The sequence below is a fragment of the Streptomyces sp. NBC_00209 genome, assembly GCF_045206345.1.
Taxonomy (GTDB): Bacteria; Actinomycetota; Actinomycetes; order Streptomycetales; family Streptomycetaceae; genus Streptomyces.
Window position 1 is genome coordinate 6,382,104 of sequence record NZ_CP108121.1, and the last position, 16,235, is coordinate 6,398,338.

At 72.7% G+C, this 16,235-nt stretch carries 13 protein-coding genes and 1 riboswitch; of the genes, 5 read left to right on the top strand and 8 right to left on the bottom strand.

Going from position 1 to position 16,235, the window contains the following annotated elements:
* Window positions 1-37 precede the first annotated feature (37 nt).
* Entirely contained in the window at window positions 38-2,248 is a 2,211-nt protein-coding gene (locus tag OG867_RS28975; RefSeq protein WP_406291211.1) for a HelD family protein, read from the bottom strand.
* 179 nt (window positions 2,249-2,427) lie between these two features.
* Window positions 2,428-3,237: an alpha/beta hydrolase gene (locus OG867_RS28980; RefSeq protein WP_328899005.1), complete on the bottom strand. Its 810-nt coding sequence runs from the start codon at window positions 3,235-3,237 to the stop codon at window positions 2,428-2,430.
* A gap of 143 nt (window positions 3,238-3,380) precedes the next feature.
* Here OG867_RS28980 and OG867_RS28985 point away from each other — a divergent pair, with 143 nt between their 5' ends.
* Window positions 3,381-3,842 (top strand): helix-turn-helix domain-containing protein, encoded by a 462-nt coding sequence (locus OG867_RS28985; RefSeq protein ID WP_328904244.1) that lies wholly within the window; start codon window positions 3,381-3,383, stop codon window positions 3,840-3,842.
* Between the two features lie 12 nt (window positions 3,843-3,854).
* On the opposite strand, the gene OG867_RS28990 is transcribed toward OG867_RS28985, so the two are convergent.
* Genes OG867_RS28990 through OG867_RS29000 form a run of 3 tightly spaced genes read right to left on the bottom strand, consistent with a single transcriptional unit; the run spans window position 3,855 to window position 7,077 of the window.
* Window positions 3,855-4,487 carry an isochorismatase family protein gene (locus tag OG867_RS28990; protein WP_328899004.1) on the bottom strand — a complete coding sequence of 211 codons (633 nt, stop codon included), beginning with the start codon at window positions 4,485-4,487 and terminating at the stop codon, window positions 3,855-3,857.
* A gap of 33 nt (window positions 4,488-4,520) precedes the next feature.
* A complete protein-coding gene (locus tag OG867_RS28995; RefSeq protein WP_406289810.1) occupies window positions 4,521-6,179 on the bottom strand; it encodes a (2,3-dihydroxybenzoyl)adenylate synthase in 1,659 nt (552 codons plus the stop codon).
* A gap of 52 nt (window positions 6,180-6,231) precedes the next feature.
* Window positions 6,232-7,077 carry a 2,3-dihydro-2,3-dihydroxybenzoate dehydrogenase gene (locus OG867_RS29000; protein ID WP_328899002.1) on the bottom strand — a complete coding sequence of 282 codons (846 nt, stop codon included), beginning with the start codon at window positions 7,075-7,077 and terminating at the stop codon, window positions 6,232-6,234.
* 421 nt (window positions 7,078-7,498) lie between these two features.
* Window positions 7,499-7,683, top strand: a riboswitch (cyclic di-AMP (ydaO/yuaA leader).
* 3 nt (window positions 7,684-7,686) lie between these two features.
* Here OG867_RS29000 and OG867_RS29005 point away from each other — a divergent pair.
* The 3 genes from OG867_RS29005 (at window position 7,687) to OG867_RS29015 (ending at window position 11,691) form a co-directional block, all read left to right on the top strand.
* Window positions 7,687-8,553, top strand: coding sequence for a transglycosylase SLT domain-containing protein (locus tag OG867_RS29005; RefSeq protein WP_406289813.1), 867 nt, complete (start codon window positions 7,687-7,689; stop codon window positions 8,551-8,553).
* Window positions 8,554-8,858: 305 nt separating this feature from the next.
* Window positions 8,859-9,047, top strand: coding sequence for an antitoxin (locus OG867_RS29010; RefSeq protein WP_328899000.1), 189 nt, complete (start codon window positions 8,859-8,861; stop codon window positions 9,045-9,047).
* Between the two features lie 139 nt (window positions 9,048-9,186).
* Window positions 9,187-11,691 (top strand): SpoIIE family protein phosphatase, encoded by a 2,505-nt coding sequence (locus OG867_RS29015; RefSeq protein WP_406289817.1) that lies wholly within the window; start codon window positions 9,187-9,189, stop codon window positions 11,689-11,691.
* 36 nt (window positions 11,692-11,727) lie between these two features.
* Here the strand turns inward: OG867_RS29015 and OG867_RS29020 are convergent, their stop codons facing one another.
* Window positions 11,728-13,200, bottom strand: a complete 1,473-nt coding sequence (locus OG867_RS29020) for a DHA2 family efflux MFS transporter permease subunit (protein WP_406289820.1) — start codon at window positions 13,198-13,200, stop codon at window positions 11,728-11,730.
* Window positions 13,201-13,279: 79 nt separating this feature from the next.
* Here OG867_RS29020 and OG867_RS29025 point away from each other — a divergent pair, with 79 nt between their 5' ends.
* Complete coding sequence (locus tag OG867_RS29025; protein ID WP_406289822.1) at window positions 13,280-13,990, top strand: TetR/AcrR family transcriptional regulator; 711 nt, start codon at window positions 13,280-13,282, stop codon at window positions 13,988-13,990.
* Here OG867_RS29025 and OG867_RS29030 read toward each other — a convergent pair.
* Entirely contained in the window at window positions 13,980-14,777 is a 798-nt protein-coding gene (locus tag OG867_RS29030) for a thioesterase II family protein (RefSeq protein ID WP_406289824.1), read from the bottom strand. The genes OG867_RS29025 and OG867_RS29030 overlap by 11 nt on opposite strands.
* Window positions 14,778-14,844: 67 nt before the next feature.
* The gene (locus OG867_RS29035) at window positions 14,845-16,164 is read right to left on the bottom strand and encodes a geranylgeranyl reductase family protein (protein ID WP_406289827.1); all 1,320 of its coding nucleotides are present in this window, start codon (window positions 16,162-16,164) and stop codon (window positions 14,845-14,847) included.
* Between the last annotated feature and the right edge of the window lie 71 nt (window positions 16,165-16,235).

The window sequence follows — 16,235 nt, forward strand, 5'->3', positions numbered from 1 at the left end:
CAACAGCCCGGCCCGCGGACCAGGTTGACCTGGCCCGTCAGCGCAGGGACGCCGGAAGTGCCTCCCGGTGCAGGATGCCCAGCCGTTGCGTGGCCCGGGTCAGCGCCACGTACAGGTCACTCGTCCCGAACCGGCCGGGCTCCACCACCAGGACGTGGTCGAATTCGAGGCCCTTGGCCTGCCGGGGCCCCAGCAGCACCACCGCGCGGGTCAGATCCGGCTCGCCGCCGGGCACGACCCCGTCCAGGGGTGCCGCGATCTCCTCGTGCAGCTCGCGCGGCGCGATCACCGCGAGGCGCCCCTCGCCGGGCGTCAGCTCCTGGACCGCCCGCGCCACCGCGCCCGCCAGATCCGCCCCGGTCTCCCGCACCCACGGCACCTCGCCCGTGGAGCGCACCGAGCCCGGCGGCTCGAACGACGGGTCCTCGGCCCGCAGCACCTTCGCCGCGACCTCCATCACCTCGGCGGGCGTACGGTAGTTGACCGCCAGCCGCACATGCGTGTACCGGTCGCCCACGTACGGCTCCAGGATCTCCTGCCAGGAGCCGACCCCGGCCTCCTCCGAGGTCTGCGCCGGGTCGCCCACCAGCGTCATCGACCGGGTCGGCGACCGCCGCATCAGCAGCCGCCACGCCATCGGCGACAGCTCCTGCGCCTCGTCCACGATGATGTGCCCGAACGCCCACGTCCGGTCGGCGGCGGCCCGCTCGGCCGCGCTGCGGTGGTCGGCCTCCTCCTGGCGCTCGGCCATCCGCTCCGCGTCGATGATGTCGTGCGCGGCGAGCAGCTCCGACTCCTCGTCCTCGAACTCGAAGGACTCCGAGCCCCTGGACAGCTCCAGGACGCCCTGGGCGTACGCGATCCGCTCCTGGCGCTCCGCCTCGGCCGCCGCCCGTTCGGCGCTGTCGTCCGCCCCGAGCAGTTCGGCGGCCTCGTCCAGCAGCGGCACGTCGGCCGGTGTCCACGTGCCCTCGCCGGGTGCCCGCCGGACGGCCTCGGCGTCCGCGTCCGGCAGGTGGACCGGCTCGGCCAGGTAGTCGGCGAGGAAGCCCTCGGGGGTGAGCGCCGGCCACAGCTCCTCGACCGCGGCGTGCACCTCCCGGCTGACCGCGACCGCCTTGCCGAGCTGGGCGATGTCGTCCGGGCCCAGGAAGTTGGGCCCGCCGTACGGGTCGGCGCCGATGCGCTCGGTGAGCTGGGCGGTCAGCGCGTCGATGATCCGGAACGCGAAGTGCGGCCGGGCCAGGTTGTGCGGCAGCCGGGTGTCCCGGGCCGCCTGCCGGGCCTCGTAGGCGATCTCCCAGTCCAGGACCAGGTCGCCGTCGTCGTGCGGGACGATCAGCGGGGCGCCGGGCTCGGGCAGCAGCTGCCGGTCCCGCACCGCGAGCTCCAGCGCCTCGGCCATGGCCGCGCCGCCCTTCACGGCCGCCGCCCGGGGCGTGTCCGTGCCCCGGGCGTGGACGCCGGGGAACAGCTCGGCCTGGGTGGCGAGCAGAACGCCGGTCTCACCGAGCGAGGGCAGCACCTCGCCGATATAGCTGAGGAAGGCCGGGTTCGGGCCCACGATGAGCACCGCGCGCTTGGCCAGCAGCTCCCGCTGCTCGTACAGCAGGAACGCCGCCCGGTGCAGGGCGACGGCCGTCTTGCCGGTGCCGGGTCCGCCCTCGACGACCAGGACGCCCCGGTGCGGCGCGCGGATGATGCGGTCCTGCTCCGCCTGGATGGTCCGCACGATGTCCGCCATGCGTCCGGTCCGCGCCGAGTTCACCGCGGCGAGCAGGACCGTGTCGCCGCTCGGGTCCTCGAAACCGGTGCGCTCCCGGTCCCCGATGTCCAGGAATTCGTCGTGCAGCTCGGTGACCGTGCGGCCCTCGGTCGTGAGGTGGCGGCGCCTGCGCAGCCCCATCGGGGTGTGATGGGTGGCGAGATAGAAGGGGCGGGCGACCGGGGCGCGCCAGTCGATCAGCAAAGGCGTGTGCTCGGTGTCGTTCTCGCGGATTCCGATACGGCCGATATGGTGCGCGACGCCGTCCGTGAGATCGATACGCCCGAAACAGAGTGAGCCGTCCACCGCGTTCAGCGCGGCGAGCAGACCGGAGCGCTCGGCGATCAGGACATCGCGTTCGAGTCGGGCCTGCTGGCCGGTGCCGACCGGCGTCAGGGCGTCCTGGACCTGCTCGGCGGCGTCACCGCGCAGCACGTCGACACGGTGGTGGAGCCGGTCGATGTATTCCTGTTCCTTCTGCAATTCGGCGATTTCCCGAGTTGACAAAACAGCTCCCTGACGGATATGGTGATTCTTGTTGGCCCCCAGTGAGGGGCCTTTTTCTGTGGGCGCACAGAACCACTCAATATACCTGGGAAAATCCCCGGTCCGCAATTTCGGGCCGGGGCTTTCTTTTTGCCCGGGGAGCCCATGGGCCGTGCCTAGGCCAGGACCTCGCGCAGCCGCGCGGCGTACGCCCGGGGGTGGGTGGTGTTGCCGTTGTGCCCGCCGGGGAACGGGACGACCTCCCGACCCACCAGGCCGGCCAGTCGCTGTGCGCACTGCCCGACGAAGACGTCCGGTGCCGTGGTGGCCCCGCCGGCGGGCACGATCCGCACCGGGGACCTCCGCAGCGCCTCCCGGTCGAGTCCGGCTTCGATGACGGCCGTGAAGTCGTGTGCGAGGAAGAACTCGAAGTTGGCGGCCCGGCCCGGGGTGAGGGGCATGGGCGTCAGGTCCGGCTCGGTCTCCTGGCGGGCCGGGTCGATGCCGAGGACCCGGGCGATCTCCGGGAAGGCGGCCCGCAATCCGCCCTCCCGGTAGACCTCCTGGAGGTGGGCGAGCTCCGCCGCGTGTCCGGCGCGCGGCCCGGCGGGCAGGAGGGAGGGGGAGACGGGGTCGTGCGCCACGAGGGTCCGCAGCTGCCCGGGGTGGGCCACCGCGAGGTGGAGCCCGATCGCGGCGCCCATGCTGCATCCGAGCATCAGGGCGGGCTCGTCGGTGAGCCGGTCCAGTAGCCGGTGCACGTCGTCGGCGTGCTCCTCCATGGTCACGCCCCGCGCCGGCCCGGCGAGAGTGCTGCGGGACAGGCCGCGGCGGTCGTACGTGACCACGGTGTACCGGTCGGCGAGGCGGTCCACCAGGTCGGTGCTCCGGCCGGCGTCCCCCTCGCCGCTCTGGGCGATGAGCAGCAGCGGGCCGGTGCCCCGGACCTCGTAGTACAGGGTGGCGCCGTCGGTGTCGAGGAACATCGGGGTCTCCTGGGTGGTGAGGTGTCCGGCGCGGGGAGCGTCGGCGGGTAATCCCCACCGTACTCCATCTATTTAGATGCATCAATAGAGATGCATCGCATGGTGATGGGTTGCCGGTAGAGTCGCGGCTCATGAGCGCATCGATGACCCCCGTTCAGCTCTTCCTGCTCGGCCGGACCCTGATGAAGATCGGCGAGGAGGCGCTGCCGGAGCCGGTGTCCCCGGCCGGACCCGCGCAGCGCGGGGGCACCCGGGCGGCCCTGGTCGTGCTGAGCGACGTCCTCGGGCACCAGGACACCTCCGTGAGCGAGATCGCCGCCCGCACCGGCCTGCCGCAGAGCCAGGTGTCGGGCGCCGTGGCCCGGCTCAAGGAGACCGGATCGCTCGTGTCCGCGCCCGATCCGGCGGACGGCAGGCGCCAGTTGATCCGTACGGCCTCCGAGGTGTCGGAGCGGGTGACCGAGGTGCGGGCCGCCCGGATCGACGGCGCGCTCGCCGCCGCGCTGGGCACGGACGACCCGGAGACGCTGCGCACGGTCGGCGAGGCGCTGGACGTGCTCGCCCGGCACCTCACACCGGAGGCGGCGGGGCGCCTCCGGCCGTGAGGGTGCGCGGGCTCAGATGTCCTTCAGCAGCGCGTCCGTCGTCGTCACGACCGCGCAGCGGCCCGCCGCCCAGCGCAGCGCCATGTCGTGCTCCTCGCGAGAGAAGTCCGCGACCGCGTCGGCCACCACGAACGCCTGGATATCGCGCATCCACGCGTCGGCGGCGCTCATCAGCACACCGATGTGCGCGTACACCCCGGTGATCACCAGCTGGTCGCGGCCGTCGTCGCGGATGAGGGATTCCAGCTCGGTGCGGACGAACGCGCTGTACTTCCACTTGGTGAGCACCGTGTCGCCCGGCGCGGGCGCCACCTCGACCGGCGAGGCGAGGGCCTCCGGGTCGTCGGTCATCCCCGGCCCCCAGAAGTCCAGCTGGAGACCGCGCTCCTCGGCGCTCTGACCGCCGCGCTGCGCCGAGTGCACCACCGGGATGCCGGCGCGGCGGGCGGCCTCGATCACGCGGGCGGTGTTCGCGAGCATGCCGGTCAGCGGCTCCTCGCCGGGGCGGTACGCGCGCAGGAAGTGGTTCTGGAGGTCGTGGACGAGCAGCACGGCGCGCGCCGGGTCGACGGTCCAGCCGACCCGGTTGGCCGGCAGCTCGTCGGCGCCGGGCAGGGGGTAGGGGACGATGGCGGGAAGTGCCATGAGGGGAGCCTTTCGGTGCCGCGCGGGACGGACTCAGTTCTGTGCGGGGGGAGTTGACACGGAGGCGGGGGCCGCGTCGGTACGCAGGCCCTTCTTGCTGACCTTGCCGATCCCCGTCTGCGGGAAGACGTCCACGAATGCGACGAGGTCGGGCACCTTGTACGCGGCGATGCCGCGTTCGCGTACATGCCGTTTGACGGCGAGCGCCCCGGGCGGTTCGGCGCCCTCGCGCAGAATCACGTACGCCAGCGTGCGTTCACCGAGATACGGGTCGGCCACACCGACCACCGACACGTCGTGCACCGAGGGGTGGGCGAGGATGATGTTCTCGATCTCCTCCGGCGCGACCTTCTCGCCGCCCCGGTTGATCTGGTCCTTCGCCCGCCCCTCCACGACCAGATGGCCGCTCGGGGTGCGGCGCACGATGTCCCCCGTGCGGTAGAACCCGTCCTCGGTGAACGCGGTCCTGTTGTGCTCGGGCGCGCGCCAGTAACCACGGATCGTGTACGGACCCCGGGTCAGCAGATGCCCGAACCGCCCGTCGGGGACGTCCTGTCCGGCGTCGTCCACGACGCGGATCTCGTCGTCCTCGGAGATCGGCCGGCCCTGGGTGGAGACGACGGTCTCGTGGTCGTCGTCCAGACGGGTGTAGTTGACGAGGCCCTCGGCCATGCCGAAGACCTGCATCAGCCGGCAGCCGAGCGCCGGTTCGAGGCGCCGGGCGGCCGTCTCGCTGTATTTGGCGCCGCCGACGAGGATCAGTTCGAGGCTCGACAGGTCCTGCTCCGCCGAGGCGGCCGCGTCCGTCCACACCAGGGCGAGCGGCGGGACCATGCCGGTCATGGTGACGCGCTCCCGCTCGATGACCGGGAACGCCGTGGCCGGGTCGGGGCGCGGGCACAGGACGACGGTGCCGCCCGCGTACAGCGTGCCGAGCCAGCCGGGCGAGCTCATCGGGAAGTTGTGCGCGGCGGGCAGGATCACGAGGAAGCGGGTGTCCGCGTCGACGCCGCAGATCTCGTTGGAGCCGCGCAGCGAGTAGATGTAGTCGTCGTGCGTACGGGGGATGAGCTTGGGCACCCCCGTGGTGCCGCCGGACAGCTGGAGGAAGGCCAGGTCGTGCGGCTCGGGCCCGTCCTCGGGCTCCCCGGACGCGTCGCACGGCACGTCGGACAGGGCGGTGTGCTCGCCCGGGTCGCCGACGACGAACACGTGCTTCAGGGTGGGCGCCTGTGCCTGTACGGCCGTGGCCAGCGCGCGGTGGTCGAATCCGGCGTGCCGGTCCGGGACGACATAGGCGACGGCCTCGGCGAAGGAGCAGAAGTAGCCGATCTCCGTCTCGCGGTGGGCGGGCAGCGCGTAGACGGGGAGCGCGCCGATGCGGAAGAGGGCGAAGACGACCTCGGCGAACTCGGGGATGTTGGGCAGCTGGACGACGACCCGGTCGCCCTTGGCTATCCCGTGCGCCCGGAAGCCGGCCGCCAGCCGGGCCGCGCGTTCGTCCAGCTCCCGGTACGTCCAGGCGCGGCGCTCGGGCGCGGGGTCGATCAGCGCGACGCGGTCGCCGTGGGCCTCGGCCCGTTCGCGCAGCATGCTCGTGAAGGTCTCGCCGCGCCAGTGCCCGGCCGCGCGGTAGCGGGCGGCGAACTCCGCGGGCCAGGCCGGGGCGTCTTCGTACGGTGAGGCAGTCATCGTTTCAGGTCTCCAGGGGGAGGTCCGGTTTCGGGGGCGCCGGGCGGACGGGTCAGGCGCGCAGGGTGGCGCCGCCGTCGACGTACAAGTCGTGCAGGGTGATGTGGCGGGCCCGGTCGGACACGAGGAAGGCGACCGCCTCGGCGATGTCGGACGGCTCGGCGATCCGGCCCAGCGGGATGCCCGTGCGGTAGCTCGCCAGGTCCCCGGCTATGACGCGCCGCGCGGCGGGCCCGTCGTCGTGCGCCTCACCGGCCGGCCACATCCCGCGCTGCATGTCGGTGAGCGTGGAGCCGGGCGAGACGGTGTTGCAGCGGACGCCCCGGGGGGCCAGTTCCAGGCCGAGGCACTTGGTGAACATGACGGACGCGGCCTTGGACGCGGCGTACGCCGCCATGGTCGTACGGGGGATGCCCGCGGCGTTGGACGCGACGGTGACGATGCTGCCCGCGCCCCGGTCCGCCATCCGGCGCGCGACGGACCGCGAGACGTGGAACACCCCGTCGGTGTTGACGGCGAACGTCGCCCGCCAGTCCTCGTCGGTCAGCTCGGTGACGGGTGAACAGCGCAGTATCCCGGCGACGTTGACCGCGATGTCGAGGGCGCCGAGCGTGTCCTCCGCCTCGGCGACCAGGGCCTCGACGGCCGCCGCGTCCGTGACGTCCAGTGCCCGGGCCACGACGCTCCCCCCGTACTCCCCGGCGAGGGCGTCGACGCCCTCCGGGGCCGCGTCGGTCGCCAGGACCCGGCAGCCGCGCGCGACGAGGGCCCGCACGACGGCCTCGCCTATGCCGCGTCCGGCTCCCGTCACGAGGGCCAGCCTGCCGGTGAGTTCCTCGTCGGCGGGGGCGGCGGGGGCGGCGGGACGAGGGGACGAAGGGGCGGAACGCGGCGCCATGGTTCTGGGGTCTCCCTATGACGGTGAACAAGGGGCGGCAATACTTAGGTAAGCCTAACCATAGAGTGATCGCGCGAACGAGGGGTCCGAACCGGCGATTCCGGCCGCTCGTGGGTCGTTTGATGTCCCTTTTGTTCCCGCATGGGAAAAAAGTCAATTACGGGCGATCGGGGCGGTTTTGATGCTGCCAAATGGACACAAAACGGACGAACGCGTCATTCCGGTCTCAGTGGGCAGCGTCACGTCGGCTGTTTCTGACGCGCAATCCGATCTCCCGGTTCCCAGTCGTCCCAAGAAATTTGACTTCCCCCGGCGCGGGCGATCATGAGCATTTCCTTTGATGGATCTTGCAAAACAATTGTGATCAGCAATTCCGGGCTTGTTCCGGCCGTCGTTTCTCGCTTACGGTCCCGTCATCAATCCGGATGGAACGCCGAATCCTGCCACCGTCCGGGAACCCGACCACTCACGTACGGCAGGAGCGGGGGAACCAGGTTTGCCGCCGGTCCGGAATCCGGAGCGGCTAGGGGTGAAGTCGCCATGCGCGACCGGACATCTCCCGTCCGAACCCGACAGCTCACCTCGCAGGCGATGGAGAGGAAATACCCCATGCCCATCACGGGTAAGCACCGTCGTGCCACGTCCGCGTCCCTGACCCGCGGTTTCATCGCCGTCAGCGCGGGCGGAGCCGTTCTCGCGCTCCCCCTGATCACGGCCGGATCGGCTTCCGCCGCCCCCGCCAAGACCGTCGTCGCCGAAAAGGCAGCGGCCCCGACTTCCGTCGCCGGCAAGGAAATTGCCGTGCGCAAGGCCGCGCCCACCACCTATTCCGTGGTGTCCGGCGATTCGCTTTACAAGATCGCCCAGGGGCATTCCCTCGGCGGTGGCTGGGAGCGGCTGTACAAGGACAACCGCGGTGCCGTCGGCGGCAACCCCGACCTCATTCACCCGGGCCTGAAGCTCACCATCGGTGCCAAGTCCGAGGCCGCCGCCCCGAAGGCCGCCGAGAAGAGCGCATTCAAGGCGGAGACCGCCGAGAAGAACGGCGACACCGCCCCCCGGACCGAGAGCGCCGACCGCGCCGACCGTTCCGAGCGCACCGTCGTCCCGGTCGCCGCCGAGAAGCCCGCCGAGACCAAGACGGCCGTCGCGTACACCGACGACCTCGACGGCTGGATCAAGGAATCCCTGGCGATCATGGCGCAGCAGGGCATCCCCGGCAGCTACGACGGCATCTACCGCAACATCATGCGGGAGTCCTCGGGCAACCCGATGGCGATCAACAACTGGGACATCAACGCCGTCAACGGCACCCCCTCCAAGGGGCTGCTCCAGGTGATCCAGCCCACCTTCGACGCGTACCACGTGCCCGGTACGTCGATGGACCTCTACGACCCGGTCGCCAACATCACGGCCGCGTGCAACTACGCCGCCGCCACGTACGGCTCGATGGACAACGTCTTCGGCGCGTACTGATCCAGACCGGCCCCGCCCTCGGGGCGGGATCGTGAGCAGGGGTGGAAAGAAGCGGAAGCGCTCCTTTCCACCCCTTTCGCATGCCGTACCGCTCTTGTCGCGGAAAAGCCGTACAACCCTTGTGGCACAAGCGATGTCGAACAGGGCGTCCGGGAAGACAGCGGGCTCTTCCCGGCACCCCCCGGGCGAAGGCCCACGTCGGCGAGGCGATTGGCGAGTAGGGCGTCCGGACCCGGCCGTCCCGGAATGCGAGGGCACGGCGGGGCGTGGATGCTGGAACGGTCAGCGTCTCTAGGAGGTCAGTCATGGGCATGCTCGACAAGATCAAGGACATGATCAAGGGGCATCCGGACCAGGCCCGCCAGGGAGTCGAGAAGGGCGGCGACTACGTCGACAAGAAGACCGGCGGCAAGTACGGCGGCCAGGTCGACTCGGCTCAGCAGAAGATGAACGACCAGTTCGGTGACCACCGCCCGCCCGACGAGGGCCGGTAGGCGCTTGCACGGACCGTGCGGGAGCGGTGGACGCCACAGTCGTGGTGTCCACCGCTCCCGCGTGTCCCGGCCCCCCAGGCCGCGCGGGCCGGGACGCCTCCGACGTGCCGCACCGGCCGCCCGGGAGCATCCTGGCTGTGTGACCTGGCACGGCGCGGCCGGGCGGCTGCCGTTCGGTCCGAACGACGGCCCGCCCCGAGGACCGGAGGACAGCCGGGCGCCGGACGACCTGTCCCTGGTGCTCGCCCAGTCCGTCGTGAACGCGATCGAGGCGGTCGACGGGCGGGCCGGCGGGATCTACCTCCCCTCGCGCACCCCCGGCCTGCTCCGGCTCGCCGTCCTCGCCGGATTCCCCGGCCCCCTGCTCCGCCCCTGGTGGCGGATGCACGTGAACCGGCCGTTCCCGGTCGCCGAGGCGTTCCGCACCGGCAGCCCGGTGTATCTCACCGATGCCGAGGACGCCATGCGGCGCTTCCCGCAGCTGATGGCCGGACTGCCGTTCCCCTTCGGCTCCCTGTACGTGCCGGTGCTGCGCCACCGCGAACCGGTCGGCGTCCTCGTCGTCCTGCGCGGTGCGACGGGCGACGAGCCGGTCCCCGCCGCCGACCGGGACCGGCTCCAGCGCATCGCCGACGGCCTGGGCGCCGAACTGGCCGGCCTCGCGGACGTCGGCACCCGGCCCGAGTGGGAGGGCGAGCCGCTCCCCGTACAGCTGCCCGCCAGGACCTCGCCGCCCGTGCGCATCGGCCGCTTCGACTGGAACCTCGCCACCGGCGCCGTGGAGGCGGACGCGGATCTCGACACGATCCTCGGCACCGGCACCGACGGCTTCCCCGGCACCATCGGGGCCCTGGCGGCCAGACTGGCGCCGGAGGACGTCTACGGCCTCTGGGCGCTGGCCCGGCAGGCGGCGGACTCCCACGGCCCCGTCGTCCGCCGGATGCGGCTGCGCGGCCCGGACGGCCGCTCCCACCTGCTGGAGGTCTCCGGACGCCGGGACGACGGCGCCGGCCGCGGCGGGCACCTGACCGGCTTCCTGGTGGACCTGGGCATCGGCCCCGTCGTCGCCGAGGCCGCCGACCGGCTGCCCCGCGGCATCTTCTCGCTCGACCGCTTCGGCCGGATCACCTACGTCAACCCGCTCGCCGAGGACATGCTCGGCCGGCCCCGGGCCGCCCTGGTCGGCCGGGTGTTCTGGGAGGCGCTGCCCTGGTTCGCGAACCCGGCGTACGAGGACCACTACCGGGCGGCGATGCTCTCCGACGCCCCGGTCCACTTCCTCGCCCGCCGCGACCCGCCCCCCTGGGTCTCGGTCTCCCTGTACCCGGGGCACGACGGCCTGACCGCGGTCCTCACGCCCACCGACACGCCCGCCTACACCCCGGACTCCGTCGTCTCGCCCGGACTGGGGCTCGGCTCACCGGCCGACCGGTCCGCCGCCCTCTACCGGCCGGTCGCCCTCGCCATCGCGCTCACCGAGGCCGTCACCGCCCGGCAGGTCTCCCGCGTGGTCACCGAGGAACTGCTCCCCGCCTTCGGCGGCCGGCAACTGGCGATCTACCTGCTCAAGGAGGGCCACCTCTACCTGGAGTGGGAGACCGGCTTCCCGCACGGCTTCCTGGACCGGTTCGACGCGGTCGGCCTGGACGCCCGTATCCCCGGCGTGGAAACGCTCACCACCGGGCGCCCCATCTTCTTCGAGTCGATGCAACGCCTGGCCGCCGCCTATCCGGGCATCCCCATGGACGCCGACGTCGGCGCCCGCGCCTTCCTCCCGCTCATCGCCTCGGGGCGGCTCGTCGGCTCCTGCATCCTCGGCTTCGACCAGCCGCGCGGCTTCAGCCCGGAGGAGCGTACGGTCCTGACCGCCCTGGCCGGGCTCATCGCCCAGGCCCTCCAGCGGGCCCAGCGCTACGACACCGAGGCGGCCCTCGCCCGCGGCCTCCAGGACGCCCTGCTGCCGCACCGGCTGCCCGCCGTCCGCGGCATCGACACCCAGGGCCGCTACCTCGCCGGCACCCAGGGCATGGACGTCGGCGGCGACTGGTACGACGTGATCGAGACGCACGGCCGCCTCGCCCTCGTCATCGGGGACGTGCAGGGGCACGGCGTGTCCGCCGCCGCGACCATGGGCCAGGTCCGCAGCGCGGTACGGGCCTTCGCGCTCAGCGGCCACGACCCCCAGGAGGTCATGAGCGGCACCAACCGCCTGCTCATCGACCTGGACACCGGCCAGTTCGCGAGCTGCTGCTACATCGTCACGGACCCGGCCACCGGCCGGACGCACGCCGTGCGCGCCGGGCACCCCCAGCCCGTCCTGCGCCGGCCCGACGGCACCACCGAGGTCATGGACCTCCCGGGCGGCATCGTCCTGGGCATCGACCCCGAGGCCGGCTACCCCGTCACCGAACTGCACCTCGACCCGGGCGCCACGCTCGCCCTGTACACCGACGGCCTGGTCGAGCAGGCGGGCATCGACATCGACGTCGGGGTCGAGCGGCTGCGCTCCACCCTCGCCGGCGTGGGCACCGCCCCGCTCGCCGACACGGCCGACCACGTCATCCGCCGGGCCCGCCAGGCCGCGGACCGGCCCGACGACATCGCCCTGCTCCTCGCGGCCCGGTGGACCGGGGACGACGCCTGACCGGGGGCAGCCCACCCAGGTCCGCCGCGCGCGCCGTCAGGTGGGGCCGGTGACCGGCTCCGGGCCTGCGGACGTCTCCTCCGGGGCCCCGGCGGCGGCCGGTACGGGCTCGGGCTTCCCGGGCAGCAGCAGACCCGCGGCGAAGACCACCACGGCCGCGGCGACCGGCCACCAGAAGGCGTCGGAGAAGGATTCGGCGGTGGGGGCGGCGTGGGAGCCGCCGCCCTGGAGGATCAGGGCGACGACGGCGATACCGAGCGAGGCGCCGATCTGGTTGAGGATGAAGACCGCGCCCGTGGCACCGGCGACCGACTCGCCCGGCACCGTCTTGTAGACCGAGCCCATCGTGGGCGCGCCCACCAGTCCCATGCCGAAGCCGGCGGCGAACTGCGCGGCGGTCAGGGCGGCCTGGGACGTACCCGGGCCCGAACCGGTGAAGACCAGGGCGCCGACGCCGATCAGCAGCGCACCGGCCGGGACCAGCCTCCGCGCGCCCACCTTGTCCGCGAGGCTGCCCGCGACCGGCATCCCGATCAGGGTGCCGAGGCCCAGCGGGGCGAGCAGCAGCCCGGACTCCAGCACGGTGTGGCCGCGCACCTGCTGGTAGTACAGCGGCAGCAGGAACAGCAGCGAGAACAGACCACCGCCGAGCAGGAACATCGTGGTCACGCTCGCGCCGAAGCCCCTGCCGCCGAACAGCCGGAGGTCCAGCAGCGGCGTCACCGAGGTGCGCAGCGCGTGCACGGCGTACGCGGCGAAGAGGGCGACGCCCACCGCGAGCCCGACGAGCACCTTCGTACTGCCGAAGCCGTCGCCGCCCGCCCGGGACAGCGCGAACACGATCGCGGCGAACCCGGGGGAGAGCAGCGCCACGCCCAGCGCGTCGAACGGCACGGGGTCGCCGCTCGGCGGCGGATCCGCCGGCAGCACCCGGACGGCCAGCACGATCGCGGCCAGCGCGAAGGGGATGTTGACCAGGAACATCCACTGCCAGGAGAAGTGGTCCAGCAGCAGCCCGCCGACCACGGGACCGACCACCGGGCCCAGCGTGATCGGCACGGAGACCAGGCCCATGACCCGGCCGATCCGGGCGGGCCCGGCGGCGCCCGCCACCACGGTCATCATGATCGGATCGACCATGCCGCCGCCGAAGCCCTGGACGACGCGGAAGGCGATCAGGCTCTCCGCGTTCCGGGCGAAGGCGCAGAGCGTCGAGCCGATCAGGAACACCGAGAGCCCGAGCAGCCACATCCGCTTGGCGCCGAACCGCGCCACGGCCCAGTCGGCCAGCGGAATCGCCAGGGCGACCGCGAGCAGATAGCCGGTGGTGACCCACTCGATGGTGGCCAGTGTCGCGTGGAACTCGCCGCCCAGCGTGCTGATCCCGACGTTGACGATCGTCGCGTCCAGATACGACATCATCCCGCCGAGCACCATGACGCCGACCAGCGTCAGCAGTGCGGCATCGAGCCGGGCGGGCCCGCTCCCCACCGGCTTTGTTACAGGCACGGCAACTCCTTTGAACTAGCTCAGTCAGAAAATTTAACTGGGTAGTTAAATCAGGTGGCTGGCACCGTAGCATGGGCGTATGAGCGTGGGCGAGAAGGAAGAGATGGGCGGGCGCCCGGCGGACCGCGGGCGCCTCGACAAGCGCCGGGCGATCGTGGAGGCGGCCCTGCGGGTCTTCGCGCAGGTCGGATACGCACAGGCGAGCCTGGACGTGATCGCCGCCGAGGCCGGGGTCTCCAAGCCGACGATCTACAACCACCTGGGCTCGAAGGAGAGGCTTTTCCGTTACGTCCTGACGGAGACGGCGGCCCGCTCCCACGCCAAGACCCTGGACGTCCTCACCGGCTTCCCCACCGACCCGGGCCGGCTGCGCCCCGCGCTCGAGGACCTGGCCGCCAAGCTGGTCGACTGCTACTGCGACGAGCAGTCCGAGGCCGTACGCCGGCTGCTGTACGCGGAGGCCGTGCGCTTCCCGGACCTCTTCGACGCGGTACGGGCCAGCGGGCCCGACCAGTTCACGGAGGCGCTCGCGGGCCGCCTCGCCCGGCTGGCCAACGCCGGGCACCTGCGGATCGGGGACCCGGTCAGGGCGGCCAACCAGTTCATCGCGCTGGTCTACGACGAACTGCCGGGGATGAGCGCGCTGGGCACCCGCCCGCTGGACCCGGCGGAGGTCGCCGAGGTCGTCACCGCGGGCGTCGACACCTTTTTGCGCGCTTTCGGCACCGAGAAAGCCCCCGACGCGCCGGGTGCGGCGGGGTCGGGGGCTTCCGGCGGGGTCAGCGGCTGAGCGGCCCCCGCGCCGGAGCGGCGGACAGCGAAACCGCCAGCTCCTCGACGGCCGGCAGATGGTCGTTCAGGAAGAAGTGCCCGCCCGTCAGGATCCGCATCGCGAACGGGCCCGTGGTCGTCTCGCGCCACGGCCCCACGTCCTCCGGCGTCACCTCCGGGTCCCCGTCCCCGGTGAGGGCGACGACCGGGCACGACAGGAGACCGCCGCCCGGCACGTACCCCGCGACGGCCGCGTAGTCGGCGCGCAACGCCGGCAGGATCACGTCGAGGAGTTCCGGACTGGCCAGCACGGCCGGGTCCGTGCCGCCGAGCTCGCGGACCCGGGCGAGCAGCGCCTCGTCCGTCTCCGGCCATCCGGCCCCCAGGCGCGAGGGCGCCCGCCGGCCGGACACGATCAGCGCCGCCGCCCCCTGGCCCGGTACGCCGGACAGCCGCAGCGCCACCTCGTGGGCGAGCGAGGCGCCCATGCTGTGCCCGAGGAGGACACGCGGCCCGGCCGGGGCCGGGCCGGCCGCCAGGGCCTCGGCGATCAGGTCGGCGAGCCGGTGCAGATCGTCGAGGGGCTCCTCGCGGTAGCGGTCCTGGCGGCCCGGATACTGCACGGCACGCACGTCCAGCGCGTGCCGCACGGCGTCGGACAGCGGGCGCCAGAACCCCGCCGCGCCGCCCGCGTGCGGGAAGCACACCAACTCGGCGCGGGCGTTTGTGGGGTGGTAGCGGCGCAGCCAGGTTTCCGGACGCGCGCCCGCTCCCCGGCCGGCCTCTTCGGTCTCTTGCTTGTGCATGGATCGCCTTCGGTTCCTACATCTGGTGTGCGGGGCGTCCACCAGTGAACGGTGGACACGTTCCGGATCAGCGTCGCCGGGCGCCCGGCGTGGGCACCAAACGGACCGCTGTGTTCAGGACATGGTCGATCGCGTCGCGCGAGGGGTGCTCCGTGAGGTTGGTGAGCAGCCGGGCCAGGGTGTTGAGCAGGGCCGGCGAGCCCATCACGTACCGGTTCAGCACCGGCTGGAAGCCCGACCGGCTGAAGACCAGATCGGCCGCCGTGTTGCCGAGCCGGTAGTAGCGGCCCCAGCGCCGGTTCATCTCGGCCGGGTAGTGGCGCAGTGCCCGCTCCCGCCTCGGCCCCGGCGGCAGTGCCAGCGCGAGCGCCGTCGTCTCGGCGGCGACCTCGCCCGCCTCCATCGCCTGCCCGATGCCCTCACCGTTCCACGGGCTCACCATGCCCCCGGAGTCCCCGACGAGCAGGAGCCCCCGGGTGTACAGCGGGTGGCGGTTGAAGCCCAGCGGCAGGGCGGCGCTGCGCACGGGTCCCTCGGCGTTCTCCTCCCGCAGCCCCCACTCCTCGGGCGTACGGGCGAGCCACCGGTCCAGCGTGGCCCGCAGGTCCGCGCTGCCGTGCCGGCGGTGGGGGAGCGCGCCCAGACCGACGTTGACCCGGCCGTCGCCCATCGGGAAGATCCAGCCGTACCCCGGCAGATAGGCGTCGCTCTTCGGGAAGCGCAGGTCGGCCCACAGCTCCAGGAAGTCCTCCCGCGAGCGCTCCGGGCTGCGGTAGTAGCGCCGGGCGGCCGTGGCGATCTGCCGCTTGGCGTCCCGCTCCAGGCCCATGGCCAGCGCGATCCGGGCCGAGGCGCCGTCGGCGGCGATCACGATGGGAGCCCGGTGCACCACCGTGCCCGCGCCGGACACCGCCGACACCCCGGTGATCCGCCCGGCCCGGTCGGTCACCGGTTCCTTCACCTTCACCCCGGTACGCAGCCGGGCCCCGGCCGCGACGGCGTGCCGGGCCAGGATGTCGTCGAAGTCGTGCCGGCTGCGGGTGAGCCCGAAGTCCGGGAAGCCGCCCAACGCCGGCCAGTCGATCTCCACCTGCCGGGGACCGGCCACCCAGCGCATCCCCCGCGACCGGGTCCAGCCCGGGGCCTGGATGTCGACGCCCATGCGGATCAGCTGGTGCACCGCGCGCGGGGTCAGCCCGTCCCCGCACACCTTCTCGCGGGGGAAGCGGGACTTCTCCAGGAGCAGCACATCGACCCCGGCCCGCGCGAGGTGGTAGGCGGCGGACGAACCGGCCGGGCCCGCGCCGACCACGATGACCTGCGCCTCCTCGGCCGCGCCGTGAGCGGTCTCCTCGTCCGACGGCGACTGCTCTCGCGTCTCCCGCATGGGGCTCCTCTGCTCGCTCGGCACCGCCGCCGGGACGACGGCCCTGTACACCGACATCCTGCCGGTTTCCG